The sequence below is a fragment of the Streptomyces pinistramenti genome (assembly GCF_020564935.1).
Taxonomy (GTDB): Bacteria; Actinomycetota; Actinomycetes; order Streptomycetales; family Streptomycetaceae; genus Streptomyces; species Streptomyces pinistramenti.
In genome coordinates, this window is sequence record NZ_JAJCXB010000043.1 from 21,401 (window position 1) to 40,165 (window position 18,765).

14 protein-coding genes are annotated in these 18,765 nt (G+C 73.4%); 8 read left to right on the forward strand and 6 right to left on the reverse strand.

The features are described 5' to 3' along the window. The first annotated feature begins 23 nt into the window (after positions 1-23). Both LIU39_RS25020 and LIU39_RS25025 read left to right on the forward strand, forming a co-directional pair. Positions 24-419 carry an ACT domain-containing protein gene (locus tag LIU39_RS25020; protein ID WP_227049133.1) on the forward strand — a complete coding sequence of 132 codons (396 nt, stop codon included), beginning with the start codon at positions 24-26 and terminating at the stop codon, positions 417-419. Positions 420-559: 140 nt separating this feature from the next. Continuing rightward, the gene (locus tag LIU39_RS25025; protein ID WP_227049134.1) at positions 560-1,060 is read left to right on the forward strand and encodes a hypothetical protein; all 501 of its coding nucleotides are present in this window, start codon (positions 560-562) and stop codon (positions 1,058-1,060) included. A 78-nt stretch (positions 1,061-1,138) separates the two neighbouring features. On the opposite strand, the gene LIU39_RS25030 is transcribed toward LIU39_RS25025, so the two are convergent. Both LIU39_RS25030 and LIU39_RS25035 read right to left on the reverse strand, forming a co-directional pair. Beyond that, positions 1,139-3,163: an N-acetylmuramoyl-L-alanine amidase gene (locus tag LIU39_RS25030; RefSeq protein WP_227049135.1), complete on the reverse strand. Its 2,025-nt coding sequence runs from the start codon at positions 3,161-3,163 to the stop codon at positions 1,139-1,141. A 338-nt stretch (positions 3,164-3,501) separates the two neighbouring features. Beyond that, positions 3,502-4,635, reverse strand: a complete 1,134-nt coding sequence (locus tag LIU39_RS25035) for an aminoglycoside phosphotransferase family protein (RefSeq protein ID WP_227049136.1) — start codon at positions 4,633-4,635, stop codon at positions 3,502-3,504. Between the two features lie 287 nt (positions 4,636-4,922). On the opposite strand from LIU39_RS25035, the gene LIU39_RS25040 reads away from it, so the two are divergent. Continuing rightward, entirely contained in the window at positions 4,923-6,446 is a 1,524-nt protein-coding gene (locus tag LIU39_RS25040; RefSeq protein ID WP_227049137.1) for a DNA-binding protein NsdB, read from the forward strand. Positions 6,447-6,613: 167 nt separating this feature from the next. Here LIU39_RS25040 and LIU39_RS25045 read toward each other — a convergent pair whose 3' ends face one another. Next, a complete protein-coding gene (locus tag LIU39_RS25045) occupies positions 6,614-8,062 on the reverse strand; it encodes a PP2C family protein-serine/threonine phosphatase (RefSeq protein ID WP_227049138.1) in 1,449 nt (482 codons plus the stop codon). A 358-nt stretch (positions 8,063-8,420) separates the two neighbouring features. On the opposite strand from LIU39_RS25045, the gene LIU39_RS25050 reads away from it, so the two are divergent. Then, on the forward strand, positions 8,421-9,845 hold the full coding sequence (locus LIU39_RS25050; RefSeq protein ID WP_227049139.1) for a HEAT repeat domain-containing protein: 1,425 nt from the start codon (positions 8,421-8,423) through the stop codon (positions 9,843-9,845). Positions 9,846-9,915: 70 nt separating this feature from the next. Continuing rightward, the gene (locus tag LIU39_RS25055) at positions 9,916-13,530 is read left to right on the forward strand and encodes a hydantoinase B/oxoprolinase family protein (RefSeq protein WP_227049140.1); all 3,615 of its coding nucleotides are present in this window, start codon (positions 9,916-9,918) and stop codon (positions 13,528-13,530) included. Positions 13,531-13,542: 12 nt separating this feature from the next. On the opposite strand, the gene LIU39_RS25060 is transcribed toward LIU39_RS25055, so the two are convergent. Genes LIU39_RS25060 through LIU39_RS25070 form a run of 3 tightly spaced genes read right to left on the reverse strand, consistent with a single transcriptional unit; the run spans position 13,543 to position 15,850 of the window. Further along, positions 13,543-14,424 carry a 5-oxoprolinase subunit C family protein gene (locus tag LIU39_RS25060; RefSeq protein ID WP_227049141.1) on the reverse strand — a complete coding sequence of 294 codons (882 nt, stop codon included), beginning with the start codon at positions 14,422-14,424 and terminating at the stop codon, positions 13,543-13,545. After that, entirely contained in the window at positions 14,421-15,077 is a 657-nt protein-coding gene (gene pxpB, locus LIU39_RS25065; protein ID WP_227049142.1) for a 5-oxoprolinase subunit PxpB, read from the reverse strand. The genes LIU39_RS25060 and pxpB overlap by 4 nt, the downstream gene beginning before the upstream one ends. Beyond that, a complete protein-coding gene (locus tag LIU39_RS25070; protein WP_227049143.1) occupies positions 15,074-15,850 on the reverse strand; it encodes a LamB/YcsF family protein in 777 nt (258 codons plus the stop codon). The genes pxpB and LIU39_RS25070 overlap by 4 nt, the downstream gene beginning before the upstream one ends. Before the next feature lie 285 nt (positions 15,851-16,135). Here LIU39_RS25070 and LIU39_RS25075 point away from each other — a divergent pair, with 285 nt between their 5' ends. The 3 genes from LIU39_RS25075 (at position 16,136) to LIU39_RS25085 (ending at position 18,743) form a co-directional block, all read left to right on the forward strand. Next, positions 16,136-16,879, forward strand: coding sequence for a GntR family transcriptional regulator (locus tag LIU39_RS25075; protein WP_227049144.1), 744 nt, complete (start codon positions 16,136-16,138; stop codon positions 16,877-16,879). Positions 16,880-17,064: 185 nt separating this feature from the next. Further along, positions 17,065-17,778, forward strand: coding sequence for a DUF969 domain-containing protein (locus LIU39_RS25080; RefSeq protein ID WP_227049145.1), 714 nt, complete (start codon positions 17,065-17,067; stop codon positions 17,776-17,778). After that, positions 17,775-18,743 carry a DUF979 domain-containing protein gene (locus LIU39_RS25085; protein WP_227049146.1) on the forward strand — a complete coding sequence of 323 codons (969 nt, stop codon included), beginning with the start codon at positions 17,775-17,777 and terminating at the stop codon, positions 18,741-18,743. The genes LIU39_RS25080 and LIU39_RS25085 overlap by 4 nt, the downstream gene beginning before the upstream one ends. Positions 18,744-18,765: the final 22 nt, after the last annotated feature.

Here is an 18,765-nt window from a genome sequence, read left to right on the forward strand (position 1 = left end):
CCCGGCACCGTAGAGTGCCGGCCATGGCAGGCGAACGTGATCTCCGCACACTGCTGCGCGGCATGCGCCCCGAGCTGCACCCGGGCCGCTACGTCTTCACGACCGTGCCGGGCGCCGCCCCGCCGGACCTGGCCCCGGTCGTCACCGTCACCGAGGACGAGGGCACCACCCTCGTGCTGCGCCAGGAGGACGCCGACCGCGCGGGCCTCGGCTACGACTACATCGCCGCCCGGATCACGCTGCGGGTGCACTCCGCCCTGGAGGCCGTCGGCCTGACCGCCGCCGTCGCCGGGGCGCTCGCCGATGCCGGGATCAGCTGCAACGTCGTCGCCGGCTTCCACCACGACCACCTCTTCGTCCCGCACCCGCAGGCCGACCGTACGCTGCGGATCCTGGACACCCTCGCGGCCCGCTCCTGACCCCGCAGCGCCTCCGCCGGCAAGGCGTCCGACCTCGGGCGATCCCCGTCCCGCAGGCTCCCCGCGGCCCGGCCGCACCGCTCGTCACCCGTGCCGCCATCCGCCGCGGCAGCCGCGCCGCGGCCACGTACGATGGCGGCATGTCCTTCCTCCGCCGCCGCAGCGCAGCCACGCCCGCAGGGCCTGACTTCGACGTCCTCGCCATGGATCCCGGCGACTGGCCCGGCAACCTCGGAGCCGGGCTGCTGCCCGCGCCCGACGGGACGTGCCAGGGCGTCTTCCTCCGCTACGACCTGTTCGGCGGCCGCGGCCCCGCGATGATCATCGGGAACCTTCCCGAGGGCTCACCGGCCCGTGAGCTGGACGACGGCGAGGTCCCCTTCGAGGTGGCCCAGCTGCTGGCAGCGCTCGACAACGACGAGCCGGTGGTCGTCGTCGAGAGCGAGGACACCCCGGTGATGCACGACGACAACCTGCTGATCGTCAAGCGCATCAAGTGTTCCGAGAGCCGCATCTCCTGCGCCCAGTTCGACCGCAGCGACGGCGTGCTCGTCACCATCGCCAGCTGGGACCGGCCGATCACCGACGACCTCTACGCCCTCCTCAAGCCGCTGCCCGCCGAGCTGTTCCAGCAGGGCTGAGAGCCCGCCCCCGTGCACCGGAACGGGCCGGGAAGCCGCAGCTTCCCGGCCCGTTCCGGTGCACGGGGGCGGTACGCGCTACCCGCCCGACCGCCGGATGTCGACATCGGCGGCGCGCACATAGCCGACCCGGTGCCCGACCTGGATCTCGTAGTAGACGTCCTCGCCGCGGACCACGACGTGTTTGCCGACGTCGAAGGTCGGCGCATAGAGGTAATCACCGTGGACCCTGAGCCCGACCGCGTACCGCTGGCCTGCGAGGAGCTTGTACGGCAGCGGTGAGACGCTCTGCACGGGGACGCCGGCCGGGTAGGCCGCCTTCTCCGGGTAGGCCCGGCCGTACACCGGGATCTCCTCGCGGCCCGGCTTCGGCGTCGCCACCGTGCCCCGGGAGCGGGCCGCCGTCGGGTCGGCCGCCGGGTCGTGGAACCACGCCCGCTGCCCGAGGTACCAGATCGCCGTCCAGTCGCCCTGCCGCCCGGCGACCGCGAACTGCTGCCCGGTGCTTGCCCGTGCGCCCGTGTCGTTCACCCCGGTCGTCGAGTCGCCGCCGTCCGGACGCAGCCCGGCATCCTTGACGAGCGGGGCCTTCTCGTCGGGCGCGGTGTGCAGCCGCACCGCCTCCGAGCCGTGCGGGGCACAGGGCTCACCAGCCTTCTCGCAGCCGGTGTAGAGGGGCTCGTTCGTGTGGTAGTCCGGGTTGATGGTGACCAGGCCGCCGGCGGAGGCGGGCCGGCCGGCGGGCCGCGGGAACGGCTTGCCGAGCAGCGTGAAGTAGTGCGCCCAGTCCCAGTAAGGACCCGGGTCGGTGTGCATGTCGGGGATCGTGGCCGTCGTCGTGCCGGGCACGTTGTCGTGGCCCAGGATGTGCTGCCGGTCGAGCGGGATGCCGTACTTGCGGCTCAGGTACGTCACCAGCCGGGCCGACGTGCGGTACATCGCCTCCGTGTACCAGGCGTCGGGCGCGGCCAGGAAGCCCTCGTGCTCGATGCCGACGGAGTGCGCGTTGACGTACCAGTTGCCCGCGTGCCAGGCGACGTCCTTCGTCGGCACGTGCTGCGCAATCAGCCCGTCGGACGACCGGATCGTGTAGTTCCAGGAGACGTTCTTGGGGTCCTTGACGCTCTCCAGCGTGCTGTCCCAGTAGCCCTCGGTGTCGTGGATGACGATCGTGTTGATCTTCAGGTCCTCGGGGCGGTCCGCCTTGTCGTGGTTGCCGTAGTCCCCGTCCCCGAACTCCGCGTACGCCGCGGGAACCGACAGACAGGCGACGCTGGACGGACACTCCGGCTTCGCCACAGGGGCGGCCGTCCGGACCTTCGCCGTGGCGGAGGCGATACGTTTCGCCTGCGCGCTGTCGGGCCGCAGCGAAGGCCGTCCCGCCAGGGCCACCCGCTGGCCCGCGTCGGTGGTACGCGCCCGGCCCCGGCGCAGCACCTCGTACACCTCGTCGGCGAAGCCCCGCCCGCCGTCGCCCCCACCGCCGTAGCGGGCCACCGCCGCGTACCAGTCGGCCGGGTCCGCACTGTCCGCCAGGCCCAGCGCGCGCTGTTCCGCCGCGAGCAGCGCCGCGCCGCCGAGCACGTTCGCCGCGGGGTCCGTGCGCAGCTTCCCGGCCGGAAGACCGGCCAGCCGGGCCGCACGCGGCAACGTCCGCAAACGGCCGGGGAGTTCGGCGGGCAGCGCCTGCCGGGGAGCGCCGCTCAGCGCCCGGTGACCGGCGGCGCCCGCCGGCCGGGCGGCGTCGCCCCGGGGATCGCCGGCGCCCTCGCTGCGCTGCCCCGCCGCCCGGGACACCGCCGCGCGGGCGTCCGTCAGATGCATCGGCCCGTATCCGCCGGAGACGCTGGGCGCGCCGCCGTGCCCGTCCCAGCGGCTCTCCAGGTACGCGACGCCGAGCAGCACGCTGCGGGGTACGTGGGTGCGGGCGGCGGCCTCGGTGAAGGCCCGCTCCAGATCGCCGGGCCCGGCCGTGGCGGCGCCCGCCGACGGCGCGGCCGAGACCAGCGGGAGCAGCAGCCCGGCGGCCGCCACACCGACGGCGGACCTGCGCAGGAGCGGGCGGGCGGTTCTCTTCTCGTCTTCCGGGGCGGATCCTCGCAAAGCAGCCTCCTCAAGCCGGCCCCAGCCGGGATGGTGTGACGGATGGTGCGCGAACGGCCGTGCGGGGCGGGACTCGACGGGAGTCCCTGACACCGCCTAGAGCTACCGCCTGTCCGATGGGCCGTCAATCACCGTGCGCGGCCGGGTTTTCGGCTCCGCGGCGCCCTCCGCGGCGCACCGAACGAGGGGCCTGTGCCGCGCCGGGCACCGCGTACGCACCGGTCCGCGCGCCGAAGAGCCCCCGTACGGGCTATCGGCCGGCCCGGGGGCGGGCGCAGACATGGGTGAGCGGCGCTTCCCCCGTATCGGGTGCGCCGCTCACAGTCCCCCGTGATGGGTCAGCGGGTGCCGACCGCCGCCCTCACCGCACGCCGCGCCATCTGGCAGTCGTCGTGCAGCCGTCGGAGCAGCAGCCGCTGCTCCTCGCCCGCCGCCATGGCGCCGGGCACCATCGCGCCCGGCGTCTCCGCCGGCGCGGGTTCGCGCATCGACCGCTGGACCGCGGTCTCGTACCGCCGGATCTCGCGGGTCAGCACCAGCATCAGGTTCACCAGGAACGCGTCCCGGGCCGCAGGTCCCGCCGCCTGGGCGAGCTGGCTGACCTGACGGCGGGCGGCCGGCGCCTCGCCGAGCACCGACCACAGTGTCGCCAGGTCGTAGCCGGGCAGGTACCAGCCGGCGTTGTCCCAGTCCAGCAGCACCGGTCCTGCGGGCGAGAGCAGCACGTTGTTCAGCAGTGCGTCGCCGTGCGAGAACTGGCCCTGGATGTGCGAGAGGCCGTGCATCAGCTTCTGCAGGTCGCCCAGATCACGGTCGGTGAGCAGTCCCAGGTCGTGGTACCTGGCGATCCGCCGTCCGTAGTCCAGCGGGGCGTCGAACAGCCCGGCCGGCGGACGCCACAGGTTGACCCGGCAGATCGCGCCGAGCGCCGCCCGTACGTCCGCGCGGGCCGGCGCCTCGGACGGATGGCGTTGCAGGGCGGCGACCCGGCCCGGCATGCGCTCCACGACCAGCGTGCAGTCGTCGGGGTCCGCAGCCACCAGCCGTGGCACCCGTACCGGCGGCCGGTGCCGGACGAACGCCCGGTATGCCGCTATTTCCTGCTGGAACCTTTCCGCCCACGCGGGAGAGTGGTCCATTAAGCACTTCGCGACCGCCGTCATCCGCCCCACCGTCCCCACGAGAAGGACGGACCTGCCACCCCGACGCAGCACCTGCACCGGATGGAACTCCGGACAGATGCGCTGCACCGAAGCGACGGCGGCGCGCAGCTGAGCACCCTGCGGGCCGGACAGGTCGAGCCTCCCGCTGAGCGGTTGGGTGCCCGTCCCCTGTGCCCGCCGGGTACGGCCGCCGGGGATGCCGGCCACCGTCCCCGTTCCGGGGGCCGGGGCGAGATACGGCCCGCTGCCGCTGGGCTGCGGGCGGTACGGCCGGGTGGGGGCGGTCACGGCGGACGATGCTGCGTACATGGGTGAGACAGATCCCTTCGTGCGCCGACGAGTTGCGTGCGCTCCCGCCCCGGTGGCGGGAGCCCGTTGGACCGGCTCCATGCAGAGAGCCGGTCCAACGAGCCCCTGTACAGGGCTCGCACCCTGGGGAATGCGGTCCCGCCACCGGGCCGGGGGCTGCAGGTCTACAGAACATGCGGGAGCGGGTGGCAGACCATCTGGCGCACCCTGGCGAAACCCTGGCGAATGCTGTCGCGCATGTGGCGGGCCGTTACTGTCAACTCAGTCGAGGAACCTGGGGGCTTGACGTGGACAGGGAGCCGAACACCCGTCTTGCGGACCTTTTCGGCCTGGCGGGCTGGTCCAAGGGAGAGCTGGCGAGAATGGTCAACCGGCAGGCGGCGGCCATGGGCCATCCGCAGCTGGCGACCGACACCTCGCGAGTGCGTCGCTGGATCGACATGGGGGAGACCCCCAGAGATCCGGTCCCCAAGGTACTGGCAGCCCTGTTCACCGAGCGCCTCGGCCGTGTCGTAACCATCGAGGACCTCGGGTTCGCCCGAACCGGTCGCTCGGGGAGACGGCAGGCCGCGGACGGTCTGCCGTGGGCGCCCGAACGGACCGCAGCGGTCCTCACGGAATTCACGGGAATGGACCTCATGCTCAACCGACGCGGCTTGGTGGGCGCGGGCGCTGCGCTCGCCGCGGGCTCCGCACTCACCGGCGCCATGTACGACTGGCTCCACACCGACCCGGCCCTGCCGGCCGACTCCTCACCCGCCCACGATCCGTACGCCGCCGACTCCTTCGACCAGATCGGCTTCGACCGCTACGAGGCGGCCCCCGTGGGGTCGCAGGAAATCGACGCCCTGGAGCGCTCCGTCGAGGTGTTCCGCGCCTGGGACGCGGCCCGGGGCGGCGGCCTCCAGCGCAAGGCCGTGGTCGGCCAGCTCAACGAAGTGGGCGGCATGCTCGCCTACCACCACCCCGACCATCTCCAGCGCAGGCTCTGGGGGGTGGCGGCCAACCTCGCGGTGCTGGCCGGCTGGATGTCCCATGACGTGGGCCTGGAGCCGACCGCCCAGAAGTACTTCATCATCGCCGCGCACGCGGCGCGGGAGGGCGGCGACCGCCCGCGCGCGGGAGAAGCGCTCTCCCGCGCCGCCCGCCAGATGGTGCACCTGGGACGGCCCGACGACGCACTCGACCTGATGAACCTCGCCAAGTCCGGTTCGGGCGAGGCCACTCTGCCGCGCACCCGCGCCATGCTGCACACGATCGAGGCATGGGCGCAGGCGTCCAAGGGGAACGGCCAGGCGATGCGCCGCACACTGGGTGAGGCCGAGGAGCTGTTCGTCTCCGACAACGGCGATGTGCCGCCGCCGAGTTGGATGCAGATGTTCGACGAGGCGGATCTGCACGGCATGGAGGCGCTCGCGTACCGCACCCTCGCCGAGCACGAACCGTCGGCGGCGAAGATCGCCCAGAGCCACGCCAAGCAGGCCCTGGAGCTGCGGGCGGGCGGCCGCCAGCGTTCGCAGATCTTCGACTACATCTCGCTGGCGTCGGCCTGCTTCATCGGCGACGACCCCGAACAGGCCGACCGATACGCCCGGTTGGCGCTGGTCTCCATCGGGGAGAACTCCTCGCATCGCACCTGGGACCGGCTGCGCGAGATGTACAGGCTCACCGGGCAGTACGCCGGCTACCCGAAGATCCAGGACCTGCGCGCCGAGATCAAACACGTCCTGCCGAAGGCGAAGCCCAAGGCGAAGGTGCCGGCGCCCACGCCGGATCTGGATGCGCGGTTCGGCAGGAACTTCACGGTCTGACGCGATGAAGGACACCGCAGCCGCCGACGCCGTGTGCGCCGGCCACCGGGCGCCCCGGGCCGCTCACTTACCGCCCCGCGCCCGTACGACCGGCACACCCCCGCCACTTACCGCCGCCTGCCGCCTGTCCGGTGTGCCCCCTCCTGCCGGCATCCGTCCCGTGGTGGTCAGGTGCTCACCCTGGCGACCAGCACACATGCGTCGTCCTCACGCTCGGCTCCGCCGAATTCCTCGATGGCGATGCGGATGCAGTCCTGCGCGCTGCGGGCGGCCGTGAACCGCGGTGCCAGCGCGAGCAGTTGTTCCGTGCCCTCGTGGGCGGCGTCCGTGCCGTGGACGCGGCGCGGCAGCAGACCGTCGGTGTGCAGAACGAGCAGATCGCCGGGCTCCAGCTGCTCGGTGCGCTGGCCGTAGTCCGCGCTCGACGTGGCCCCGAGCAGTACGCCGTCCGGCGGGTCCAGCGCGCGTCCCGTGCCGCCGCGGAACAGCAGCGGCGCGGGGTGCCCGGCCTGGGCCCACTCCAGCAGGCGGGTGGCGGGGTCGAAGCGGCAGCACACCGCGCTGCCCAGGGCGGGCTGGGCAGCGGTGTCCAGAAGCTGGTTGAGGAAGCCCATCAGCGGTCCGGGCCGGTGGCCTGCCACGGCCATGCCGCGGAGCGCGCCGAGCACCATCGCCATGCCCGATGTGGCGGTGGCGCCGTGCCCTGTGAGGTCGCCGACGCTCAACAGCGTGGTGCTGTCCGGGAGTTGCAGGGCGTCGTACCAGTCGCCGCCGATCAGTGCGCTGGTGGCGGCCGGGAGGTAGTGCCCGGCGAGGTCGAGCGAGACCGGGCCGCCCTGCGGGAAGCGGAGCGGGCCGCGCCACGGAGGCAGCACGGCCTCCTGGAGCTCGACCGCGAGCCGGTGTTCGGTCCGCGCGGCGTGCCGCTGGCGCTGGAGCGAGTCACGGGTCTCGCACACCGCCCGCTGGCTGCGGCGCAGCTCGCTGACGTCCCGCAGCACCGCCCACATGCAGGCCGTGCCGCCGTCGGCGTCGAGCACCGGCTCGCCCGCCATGTGCACGGTGCGCACGCTCGCGTCGGGCCGCACGATCCGGAATTCGCCGTCGATCGGCCGCCCGTCCACCAGGCAGTCGGTCACCATCGTGGCGAGCCCTTCCTGGTCATCGGAGAAGACCAGCGACGGCAGCTCGTCGAGGGTGAGCGGGCCTTCGGCGGGCTCCCTGCCGAACATCGTGAACAGCTCGTCCGACCAGCTCGCCTCGTCCGTCAGCAGATTCCACTCGGCGCTGCCGACCCGGCTCAGCAGCGAGCCGCGCCGGTGCTCCTCGGGCGCGGGCGGTGCGGCGTACGCGCCCTCGTCCGCGCCGTCGGCGGGCAGGCCCTCTCTCAGCTGGTCGAGATGGCCGTCGAGATCGTCGAGGTGGTGGACGGCGAGATCGCACAGCGCGCGCTGCCAGCGCAGCTGCGGATCGGCGGTCACATCGACGGTGGCCGACGATTCGCGTACGGCGTCGAGGCCGCCGCGCAGGCGGCGGGCCTGCGTGATGAGCGCATCGACGGTGTCACGCTCGGGTGGCTGGGCGGCTGGGTGGTCCGCGGAGCGGGGGGACGGCATGTGTTCTCCGTGATCAGGCGGCGCCGGGCCACGGCGTGTCCTGTCCCTGTCCGCAGGACGCGCCCTGGGGCTGGCATGAGGGCCGGGTGACGACTGTTGCACAGCCTGCGACGGACCGTAAGGGCTTTGGCATGACCCGATACGGTGGTGCTAGGGGCATATGCCAGCGGCCTTCATGGTGCATCACGGGGCCGAATCGGCGGAATGACAGATTCCAGGCTAGGCTGCGGCCGCCGCCACGCTGATGAGCCCGCCGATCCACGGTGGGAACGAGGCATACGGCCCGCGGTCACCGGCAAGAATGCCGGTCAGCGGAAATCCCGTTGCCAGCCTGTCCCCCGCACCGGATGCTGACCTCATGTTCGATCCAGACATAGCGCCCAGTGGCACCCTGCTCGGCCTCCTTCAGCGAGGCCGCGGCGACGGGACACTGCATGCCCTCGCGGCGCCGCGGGCCGAGGCGCTCGCGGCACTCAACGACAGCGTGCTGCGCGATCCCCGGCGTGACTGGCAGGTCGAGAACCGCTCCTTGTACTACGCGCGCCTCTACATGCAGCTCGACGGCGGGCTCGAAGAGATCGAACGGCACCTCTTCCGCCCCGACGACCGCATCGACACCGGCGAGGAACGCACCGGCCTCGCCCTGTCCGTACTGGGCCACCTCGCCGCCTACGGCAAGGACGCCGCCCGCCTGCTGCTGCGCAGCTACGCGGCGGCAGGCAGCAACTGGCGCTGGGCCCTGGACGAGCTGGCGCTGCGCGACGACGATGCCGGCCTCGCGGGCCTGGCCCCCGCCGTCCTGGCCCGCTTCCCCGCCACTCCCGAGGGCGAGGCCGAGCTGGCCGCGGCGGTGCGTGACGCCTTCGAGCCCCGCCCCTGGCGTCTGTGGGCACAGGACCCCCGCTACGCGGACCGGCTGGCCGCCGCGGGCGAGCAGGGCTCCTTCGACCGCTGGCAGCGGCAGCTGCGCCCGCGCGGCCCGCGGCCCGGCTGGAGCGTGACCGAAGTGCTCCAGTGGGCACAGGACGGCCTGGAGATGGGGCAGGACGAGGGCCGGCACATCGCCGCCGCCCGCTGCCTGGCCGCCGTCGTCGGCCCCGCCGACCACCCGCAGCTGCTGGCCGCCGCGCGCAGCGGTCCCGACGCGGCCCGTGCCGCCGTACACCACCACCTCGCCGACCGCGGCGATCCCGACGCCCTCGACCTGATCGGGGCCGCGGCCTGCGACCCCACCGCGAGTGCACAGCTGGTCGCCGCCGCCCTGGCCGCGTTCGCGCGGATGCGCAGTGCCGCCGCCGTCGGACGGGCCCGCGTCTGGGCCCGGAGTGACGACCGGCTCGGCGCAGCGGCCGCCGCCGTGCTCGCCCGCCGGGGCGCCGCACGGGACGCCGATGCGGTGCTGGCCGCGCTGCGCCGCACGGTGTGCACCGAGGGCCCGGACGCGGACGGGCTGTGGGAACTGGTCGACGGCGTCGGCCGCCTCGGCGTGGCCTGCGCCGCCCCCGTCCTGCGGCACGTCTACCGCGAGACGTCCTCATCCCACCTGCGCGGGCGGGCGGCCGGGGCGCTCGCCGCCACCGATCCCGGCTTCGCCGCGGGCTTCGCCGTCGAATGCCTCTGGGACTGCGAGGAGACCACCAGGGAGCTGGCCGCCCGGCACGCCGCGACCGGCGACGACCGGGTCGTCGAACAGCTCCGCAGGCTCGCCGCCGACCCGGCGGAGGAGGCCGAGGTACAGACCGCGGTCCGCAGCAGATTCGGCCCGGACGCCTCGGCGGTCTGAGCCGCGTACGACGCGGGGGCGCACGGCGGCGCCCCCTGGCGCGTCCGGCGTCCGCTGCCACAATGGCCGGATGACCGGACGCTGGGAGTTCTGGATCGACCGCGGTGGCACCTTCACGGACGTCGTCGGCAGACGGCCGGACGGGCAGCTGGTCACCGGGAAACTGCTCTCGCACCACCCGGAGCGCTACCGCGACGCCGCGGTGGCCGGTATCCGGATGATGCTGGGCCTCGGCCCGGACGAACCGGTGCCCGCCGCGCAGGTGTCCGTCGTCAAGATGGGCACCACCGTCGCCACCAACGCCCTTCTGGAGCGCACCGGCGAGCCCACCGTCCTGCTCACCACCGAAGGCTTCCGGGACGCGCTGCGCATCGCCTACCAGAACCGGCCGCGGATCTTCGACCGGCACATCGTGCTGCCCGACGCGCTGTACGAGCGGGTCATCGAGGTCCCCGAACGGGTGGACGCACACGGCGGATTGGTCCGGCCGCTGGACGTGGCGGCGGTCCGCGCGGCGCTGCTGCGGGCCCGCGCCGACGGGCTGCGCAGCGCGGCCGTCGTCCTGATGCACGGCTACCGTTACGCCGCTCATGAGAAGGTCGTCGCCGATCTCGCGAGGCGGGCCGGGTTCACGCAGGTCAGCTGCTCGCACGAGGTCAGCCCGCTGATGAAGCTGGTGCCCCGTGGCGACACCACCGTCGTCGACGCCTACCTCTCCCCGATCCTGGGACGCTACGTCGACGAGGTGGCGGCCCAACTGCCCGGCATCCGGCTGATGTTCATGCAGTCCAACGGCGGGCTGCGGCAGGCGGAGCACTTCCGCGGCAAGGACGCGGTGCTGTCGGGACCGGCCGGCGGCGTGGTCGGGATGGTCCGCTCGGCCGCCGAGGCGGGGCCGGGCCACGACCGGGTGATCGGCTTCGACATGGGCGGTACGTCGACCGATGTCTCGCACTACGCGGGCGAGTTCGAGCGGGTCTTCGGCAGCGAGGTGGCCGGGGTGCGGATGCGGGCGCCGATGATGAACATCCACACCGTCGCGGCCGGCGGCGGATCGGTGCTGCACTTCGACGGCCGCCGTTACCGCGTAGGCCCCGACTCGGCGGGCGCGGTCCCCGGGCCCGCCTGTTACCGCAGGGGCGGGCCGCTGACCGTCACCGACGCCAACGTCATGCTCGGCCGGGTACAGCCGGACCACTTCCCCGCGGTCTTCGGACCCGGGGGCGATCAGCCGCTGGACGCCCAGGCCGTACGGGACCGGTTCGCCGAGCTGGCCGCGCGGGCCGCCGATGCCGTGGGCGACGACCGCGGGCCCGAGGACGTCGCGGCCGGCTTCCTGGACATCGCCGTGCTCAACATGGCCAACGCGGTCAAGAAGATCTCCGTCCAGCGCGGCCACGACATCACCCGCTACACGCTCACCAGCTTCGGCGGCGCGGGCGGCCAGCACGCCTGCGCGGTCGCCGACGCGCTCGGCATCTCCGCCGTGCTCGTCCCGCCGCTCGCCGGTGTGCTCTCCGCGTACGGCATCGGCGTCGCGGACGCCACCGCGATGCGCGAGCGGGCCGTCGAGACGGAACTCACCGGCGAAGCGGCGGCCGGCCGGGTGCGCGCGGTCTGCGACGACCTCGCCCGGCAGACCCGGCGCGAACTCCTCGACGACGGCGTGCCCGAGGAGAGCATCACCACCCGCGCCCGGGTCCTCATCCGCTACGCCGGCACGGACGCGGCCATCGGCGTCCCGCTCGCAGGCGCCGCCGAGATGGCCGCGGAATTCGTCCGCACGCACCGGGCCCGCTACGCCTTCACGATGGACAAGCCGCTGGTGGCCGAGGCGGTGTCGGTCGAGGCGATCGGCGCCGCCGGGGGCGCGCAGCGGCGTGACGTGCGCCCTGCCGCGCGCACCGGGGAACTACGGCCTGCGGCGACGGTGCGGATGTACGCACAGGGCGCCTGGCGGGACACCGCGCTCCACTTGCGTGCCGCACTGGCCGCAGGGGACACCCTCGACGGACCCGCGCTGATCGCCGAGGACGACGCGACCACGGTCGTCGAACCGGGCTGGCGGGCGACCGTCGGCGACCGCGGGCACCTCCTGCTGCGCCGCAGCGCACCGCGCCCCGGCACGGCCGCCGTCGGCACCGGCGCCGACCCGGTGATGCTGGAGGTCTTCAACAGCCTCTTCATGGCCATCGCCGAGCAGATGGGGGTGCGCCTGGAGAACACCGCGCACTCCGTCAACATCAAGGAGCGGCTCGACTTCTCGTGCGCCCTCTTCGACGCCGAGGGCAATCTGATCGCCAACGCCCCGCACATTCCCGTGCACCTGGGCTCGATGGGCGAGTCCATCAAGGAGGTGCTGCGGCGCCGCGGGGACGGGATGCGGCCCGGCGATGTGTACGCGGTCAACGACCCGTACCACGGTGGCACCCACCTGCCGGACGTCACTGTCGTCACGCCGGTCTTCGACGACGCGGGCCGCGAACTGCTCTTCGTGGTGGCCTCCCGCGGCCACCACGCGGAGATCGGCGGGATCACCCCGGGCTCGATGCCGGCCTTCAGCCGCACCATCGGCGAGGAGGGCATCCTCTTCGACAACTGGCTGCTGGTCCGCGACGGCGAGCTGCGCGAACGCGAGACCCGCGAGCTGCTCGGGTCCGGCCCGTATCCGTCGCGCGCGCCGGACGTCAACATCGCCGACCTGCGCGCCCAGATCGCCGCCAACGAGAAGGGCATCGAGGAACTGCGCCGAATGACGGGGCAGTTCGGCCTGGACGTGGTGCGCGCGTACATGCGGCACGTCCAGGACAACGCCGAGGAGTCGGTGCGCCGGATCATCGCCGGGCTCTCGGACGGCAGCTGCGACTACGAGACCGACGGCGGGGCGCACATCAAGGTGGCGCTGACCGTCGACCGCGCCGCCCGCAGCGCCGTACTGGACTTCGCCGGCACCTCGCCGCAGCAGCCGGGCAACACCAACGCGCCCCGCTCGGTGGTGATGGCCGCGGTGCTCTACGTCTTCCGCACCCTGATCGCCGAGGACATCCCGCTCAACAGCGGCTGCCTCAAGCCCGTCGAGGTGCGCGTACCGGACGGCTGCATGCTGGCGCCCGTGCATCCGGCCGCGACGGTCGCGGGGAACGTCGAGACGTCCCAGTCGGTCACCGGCGCGCTCTACGCCGCGCTGGGCGTCCAGGCCGAGGGCTCGGGCACGATGAACAACCTCACCTTCGGCAACGACCGGGTGCAGTACTACGAGACGGTGGCCAGCGGCTCGGGCGCGGGCGACGGCTTCGCCGGCACCGACGCCGTGCAGACCCACATGACCAACTCGCGGCTGACCGACCCCGAGGTGCTGGAGTGGCGCTACCCGGTGCGGGTGGACGCCTTCGCCGTACGGTCCGGGAGCGGCGGGGCCGGCCGCTGGCCCGGCGGCTGCGGCGTCGAGCGGCGGCTGCGCTTCCTGGAACCGATGACCATCGCCCTCCTCACCGGGCACCGCAGGATCCCGCCGTACGGGATGGCAGGCGGCGCACCGGGAGCGCTGGGGGCCAACAGCCTGCGGCGCGCCGACGGCAGCGAGGAGCAGCTGGCGGGCTGCGACGCGGCCGAGGTCGGCGTGGACGACGTCCTGGTGATCCGGACGCCGGGCGGCGGCGGGTACGGCGAGCCGGAAAAGGGCTGAGCCGCCGCGCCGTCAGGAGGTGGCCGGGCCGCTCCGCAGCGGGAGGAAGCGGATCGGCGTGCCCGGTATCGCCTGTGCCGCCGCGGCCAGATGGCGTTCGGGGACCACGCCGATCACCGGATAGCCGCCGGTGGTGGGGTGGTCGTGCAGGAACAGCACCGGCAGGCCGTCCGGCGGGACCTGGAGGGCGCCCAACGGCATGCCTTCGCTGGGCAGTTCGCCGGTGCGGGCGCGCTCCAGCGGCGGGCCTTCGGTGCGCAGGCCGATGCGGTTGCTCGCCGCCGAGACCCGGAACCTGCCGGTGGCCAGGGTGTGCAGTCCCCGGCCGGTGAACCAGTCGTCGCGCGGGCCCGGCAGGAACGGCAGCAGGAGTTCGCCCGGCGGGCCGGGCTGCGGCACCGCGTCCGCGGCCGGCGGGGGGCCGTACGGCCGCCCGAGCGGCAGCACCGCGCCGTCCGTCAGCGGATCGGTGCCCAGTCCCGAGAGCAGGTCGGTGGCGCGGCTGCCGAGTTGGGGTTCGGTGTCGATGCCGCCGGCGAACGCGAGGTGGCTGCGCAGGCCGTGGGTGGCGGGCCCGGCGTCGAGCACCGCGCCGGCCGGGACGCGGACCGCGGCGCCCCAGGGGGCGGGGCGGCCGTCGACGGTTACCGGGCAGGGCGCGCCGGTCACCGCGGCGACGGTGTCCCGGCGGACCCGTACGGCGCAGCCGGTGAGCGTGGTCTCCAGGGTCGCGGCGGATTCCGGGTTGCCCACCAGGCGGTTGGCCAGGCGGTGCGCCGGTGCGTCGACGGCGCCCGCGCGCGGCACCCCGAGGTGGGCGTGGCCGGGCCTGCCGAGGTCCTGGACGGTGGTGAGCGCACCGGCCCGCGCCACGCAGAAGGCATGGTCGGTCATCGGGCGGCCTCCTGGATGTGCGCGGCGGCCGGGCCGGGGCCGTCCTGGGGGACGAAGCGGACCCGGGTGCCGGGGGAGAGCAGGGCTGCCGGTTCCCGCTGCGGATCCCACAGCACGGTGTCGGTGGTGCCGATCAGCTGCCAGCCGCCGGGGGAGGAGCGTGGGTAGACACCGGTGTACGGCCCCGCCAGCGCGAGGGAGCCGACCGGGACGCGGGTGCGCGGGGTGGCCCGGCGCGGTACGTGCAGGGGTTCGGGCAGCCCGGTGAGGTAGCCGAAGCCCGGGGCGAAGCCGCAGAAGGCGACGTGGAATGCGGTGCCGGAGTGGATCCGCACCACCTCGTCGGGGGTGACGCCCCACAGGGCCGCCACGTCGGCGAGGTCGGGCCCGTCGTAGCGGACCGGGATCTCCACGCTCGGCCGGTCGCTCGCGTCCAGCGGCGGGATGTGCCGGCCGGCCAGTTCGGCGATCAGGCCGGGGGGGTCGGCGAGCCCGTCGAGCAGCACCGTGCGGGCGGCCGGGACGATCTCGGTGACCTGCGGCAGCGTGCCGTCGGCGACGCGCCGCAGCAGTTCCGCGTGCAGCGCCTCCACCTCGTCGGCGGTGTCCAGTTCGATCAGCAGGCCGTGCGCACCGACCGGCAGCGGCCTCATACGAAGCTCCGTATCCGCACGCCGGCGCCGGTCAGTTCGGACCGTACGCGGCGGGCGAGTTCGGCGGCGCCCGGGGTGTCGCCGTGCAGGCACAGGGAGCGGGCGGGGACCGCGACGGGGCGGCCGTCGCGGGAGGTGACGGTGTGGTCGCGGGCCATGCCCAGGGCGCGGGTGACGACCTCGTCGCCGTCGTGGATCACTGCGCCCGCCTCCCGGCGCGACACCAGGGTGCCCTCGTCGGTGTAGGCGCGGTCGGCGAACGCCTCGCCGACGACCGGGAGTTCCGCCTCCAGGGCCGCGGCGTGCAGCGCGGATCCCGGCAGGCCAAGGACCGGCAGGGCGCCGCCCGCGGTACGGATGCCGGCGATGACGGCGGCGGCCTGTTCGGTGTCGTGGACGCAGCGGTTGTAGAGCGCGCCGTGCGGCTTGACGTAGCCGACGCGGGCTCCGGCGGCGCGCGCGAAGACGTCCAACGCGCCGATCTGGTAGGTGATTTCGTCGGCCAGCTCGTCCGGGGGCACGTCCATCGCGCGGCGGCCGAAGCCGGCCAGGTCGCGGTAGGAGACCTGGGCGCCGATGACGACGCCGTGCGCGGCGGCCAGTTCGCAGACCCGCCACATCGTGGCGGGGTCGCCCGCGTGGAAGCCGCAGGCGACGTTGGCGCTGGTGACGACGGACAGCAGGGCGTCGTCGTCGGTGAGCTGCCAGCGTCCGAAGCCTTCCCCGAGGTCGGCGTTGAGGTCGATGACGGGAGGGCTCACCGCGTCGCTCATGTGTGTCCGCTCCAGAGGTGCTCGATGGTCGGTGTGCGCGGCGCGCGGTGGCCCGTCGGCCGACGGGGCGGGGGGAGAGCAGGGCCGGCCGGCCCGTATCCGTAGTGACTCTCCCCAGAGGGCACTCGGGCCGACCGGCGTTGCGGCCAAGGTAAGCGATCGTTGAACGATCCGACAAGAGGTGTGTTGTTCGGAGTCGGCTTCTGGGATTGACTGCGGCCGGGACACCTCCCGGACGGCGCCCGGCGGCGCGCCGTCCACCACGGACGACGAGCGGGGAGCGGGATGGCCGGCGGAGTGGCGAAGAGCGATCAGCGGCGGCTGGCGGAGGTCGCGGGGCTGGAGTCGGACCGGGCCCTGCTGGGGCGTTCCAGCACGGCCGAACGGGTCGCGGACATCCTCCGCGACCGCATCACGGAAGGCTATTTCCCGCCCGGCGCCCGGCTCTCGGAGGAGAGCATCGGCGGCGCGCTCGGCGTCTCGCGCAACACCCTGCGCGAGGCGTTCCGGCTGCTCACGCACGAGCGGCTGCTGGTGCACGAACTCAACCGCGGGGTGTTCGTCCGGGTCGTGACGGTCGAGGATCTGGACGACATCTACCGGGTGCGCCTGATCGTCGAATGCGCGGCCGTCCGCGGCCTGGGGGAGGGGCCCCATGACGCCGGGGTGCAAGAGGCGATCGGCCTGATCGAGGCGGCGGTGCGGTCCGGCGAGACGGCGTCGGACGGCCGCGCCTGGCAGGACCTGTCCACCGCCAACATCCGCTTCCACCAGGCGATTGCGGCGCTTGCCGGCAGCCCGCGCACCGACGAGCTGATGCGCGGGGTGCTGGCCGAACTGCGGCTGGTCTTCCACGTGATGGACGATCCGCGGCGCTTCCACGCGCCGTATCTGACCCGCAACCGGCAGATCGTCGAGGCGCTGCAGGCCGGGGACACGGCCGACGCGGAACGGCTGCTGCGGTCCTACCTGGAGGATTCGCGCAGCCAGCTGTCGGGGGCGTACGCCCAGCGGATCGCGGAGGGGTAGCGGGGGCAGCGGCGAGACCGTCGTGGGAGCCCGGTGGATCGGTGGGCGATCGGCGGGTGAGGGGCGGGAGAAGAGTCACTGGTGACGACCCCTTGTCGGATCGTTGAACAATCGCCTAACCTCCGCTGCAATCCATTCATCGTCCTCACGGTCCGCGTGGGGTCCTGTACGCGGAAGGCGGACCCATGATCGTGCTCCTCGGCGTGCTCGTGGTCGTGATCGGCTTCGCCACGAAACGCAATCCCCTCCTGGTCGTGGGGGTGGCCGGCATCGCCACCGGCCTCCTCGGCGGGCTGAGCCCCGGCAAGGTGCTCGCCGCCTTCGGCCAGGGCTTCGCCGACAGCCGGGCGGTGACGATCTTCGCCATCACCCTCCCGGTGATCGGCCTCCTGGAGCGCTACGGCCTCCAGGAACAGGCCCGCAACCTGATCGCGCGATTCGGCAAGCTCACCACCGGGCGGTTCCTCGCCCTCTACCTCGGCATGCGCCAGATCGGCGCGGCACTCGGTCTGACCGACGTCTTCGGGCACGCCCAGACCGTCCGCCCGCTGGCCGCCCCCATGGCCGAGGGCGCAGCCGAGCGGAAGTACGGCGCGCTGCCGCAGAAGGCGCGCGAGCGCATCAGGTCGCTCGCGGCCAGTGCGGACAACGTCGGCCGGTTCTTCGGCGAGGACGTCTTCCTCGCGGTCGGCTCGATCCTGCTGATCACCGGCTTCGTCAACACCACGTACGGCACCCACCTCGAACCGCTGCACCTCGCGCTCTGGGCGATCCCCACCGCCGTGTGCGCGTTCGTCTTCCACGGCTGGCGGCTGCTGCGTCTCGACCGCCAACTGGAGCGCGAACTGCGCGCCGCCGACGCCGCACCCGACACCACCGCAGCGGAGGCCGCCAAGTGATCAAGGCAGAGTGGTTCTACTGGCTGGTCGGCCTCAGCTTCCTGGTGATGGCCGCCCAGATGTTCACCGACCGCAGCAACCCCAAGCGCTTCGGCACCGCCGCCTTCTGGGGCCTGATCGGCGCCGGCTTCATCTACAGCAGCTGGGTGGTGAACAAGCAGGCGCCCGCCGAGCCGCTGGGCGTCGCGGTGCTCGTCATGGCGGTGCTGGCCGGCTTCGGCTTCACCGGCCGCGGCACCCCGCGCACCAGCACACCCGAGCAACGCACCGCCAGCGCCGCCAAGTTCGGCAGCCGGCTGTTCATCCCCGCGCTCACCATCCCCGTCGTCGCCATGATCTGCGCCGTCGGCGTCAAGGAGCTGTCCATCGGGGGTGAACCGCTGCTCCAGGAGGGCAGCGAGACCATCCTGGGCCTCGGCATCGGCTCGATCGCGGCGCTCGTCGTCGCCATGGTCATGCTGCGCGAGAAGCGGATAGCGGTGCCCGTGGAGTCCGGCCGCTCGATGCTGGAATCCATGGGCTGGGCGATGCTGCTGCCGCAGATGCTGGCCACGCTGGGCACCATCTTCCAGGTCTCCGGCGTCGGCGCCCAGGTCGGCAAGATCACCACCGCGGTGCTGCCCGACAACTCCCTCTACATCGCGATCGTCGTCTACTGCGTCGGCATGTTCCTGTTCACCCTGGTCATGGGCAACGCCTTCGCCGCCTTCCCGGTGATGACGGCGGCCGTCGGCTGGCCCGTCCTCGTCGGTCACTTCCACGGCAACGCACCGGCCGTGCTGGCCCTGGGCATGCTCGCCGGATTCTGCGGCACCCTCGTGACCCCGATGGCCGCCAACTTCAACATCGTTCCGGCCGCCCTGCTGGAACTGAAGGACCAGTACGGGCCCATCAAGGCGCAGCTGCCCACCGCGGGTGTGCTGCTCGGCTGCAACATCGTGATCATGGCCCTGTTCGCCTTCTGACCCCCGGGGCCGTCCCGTTGCC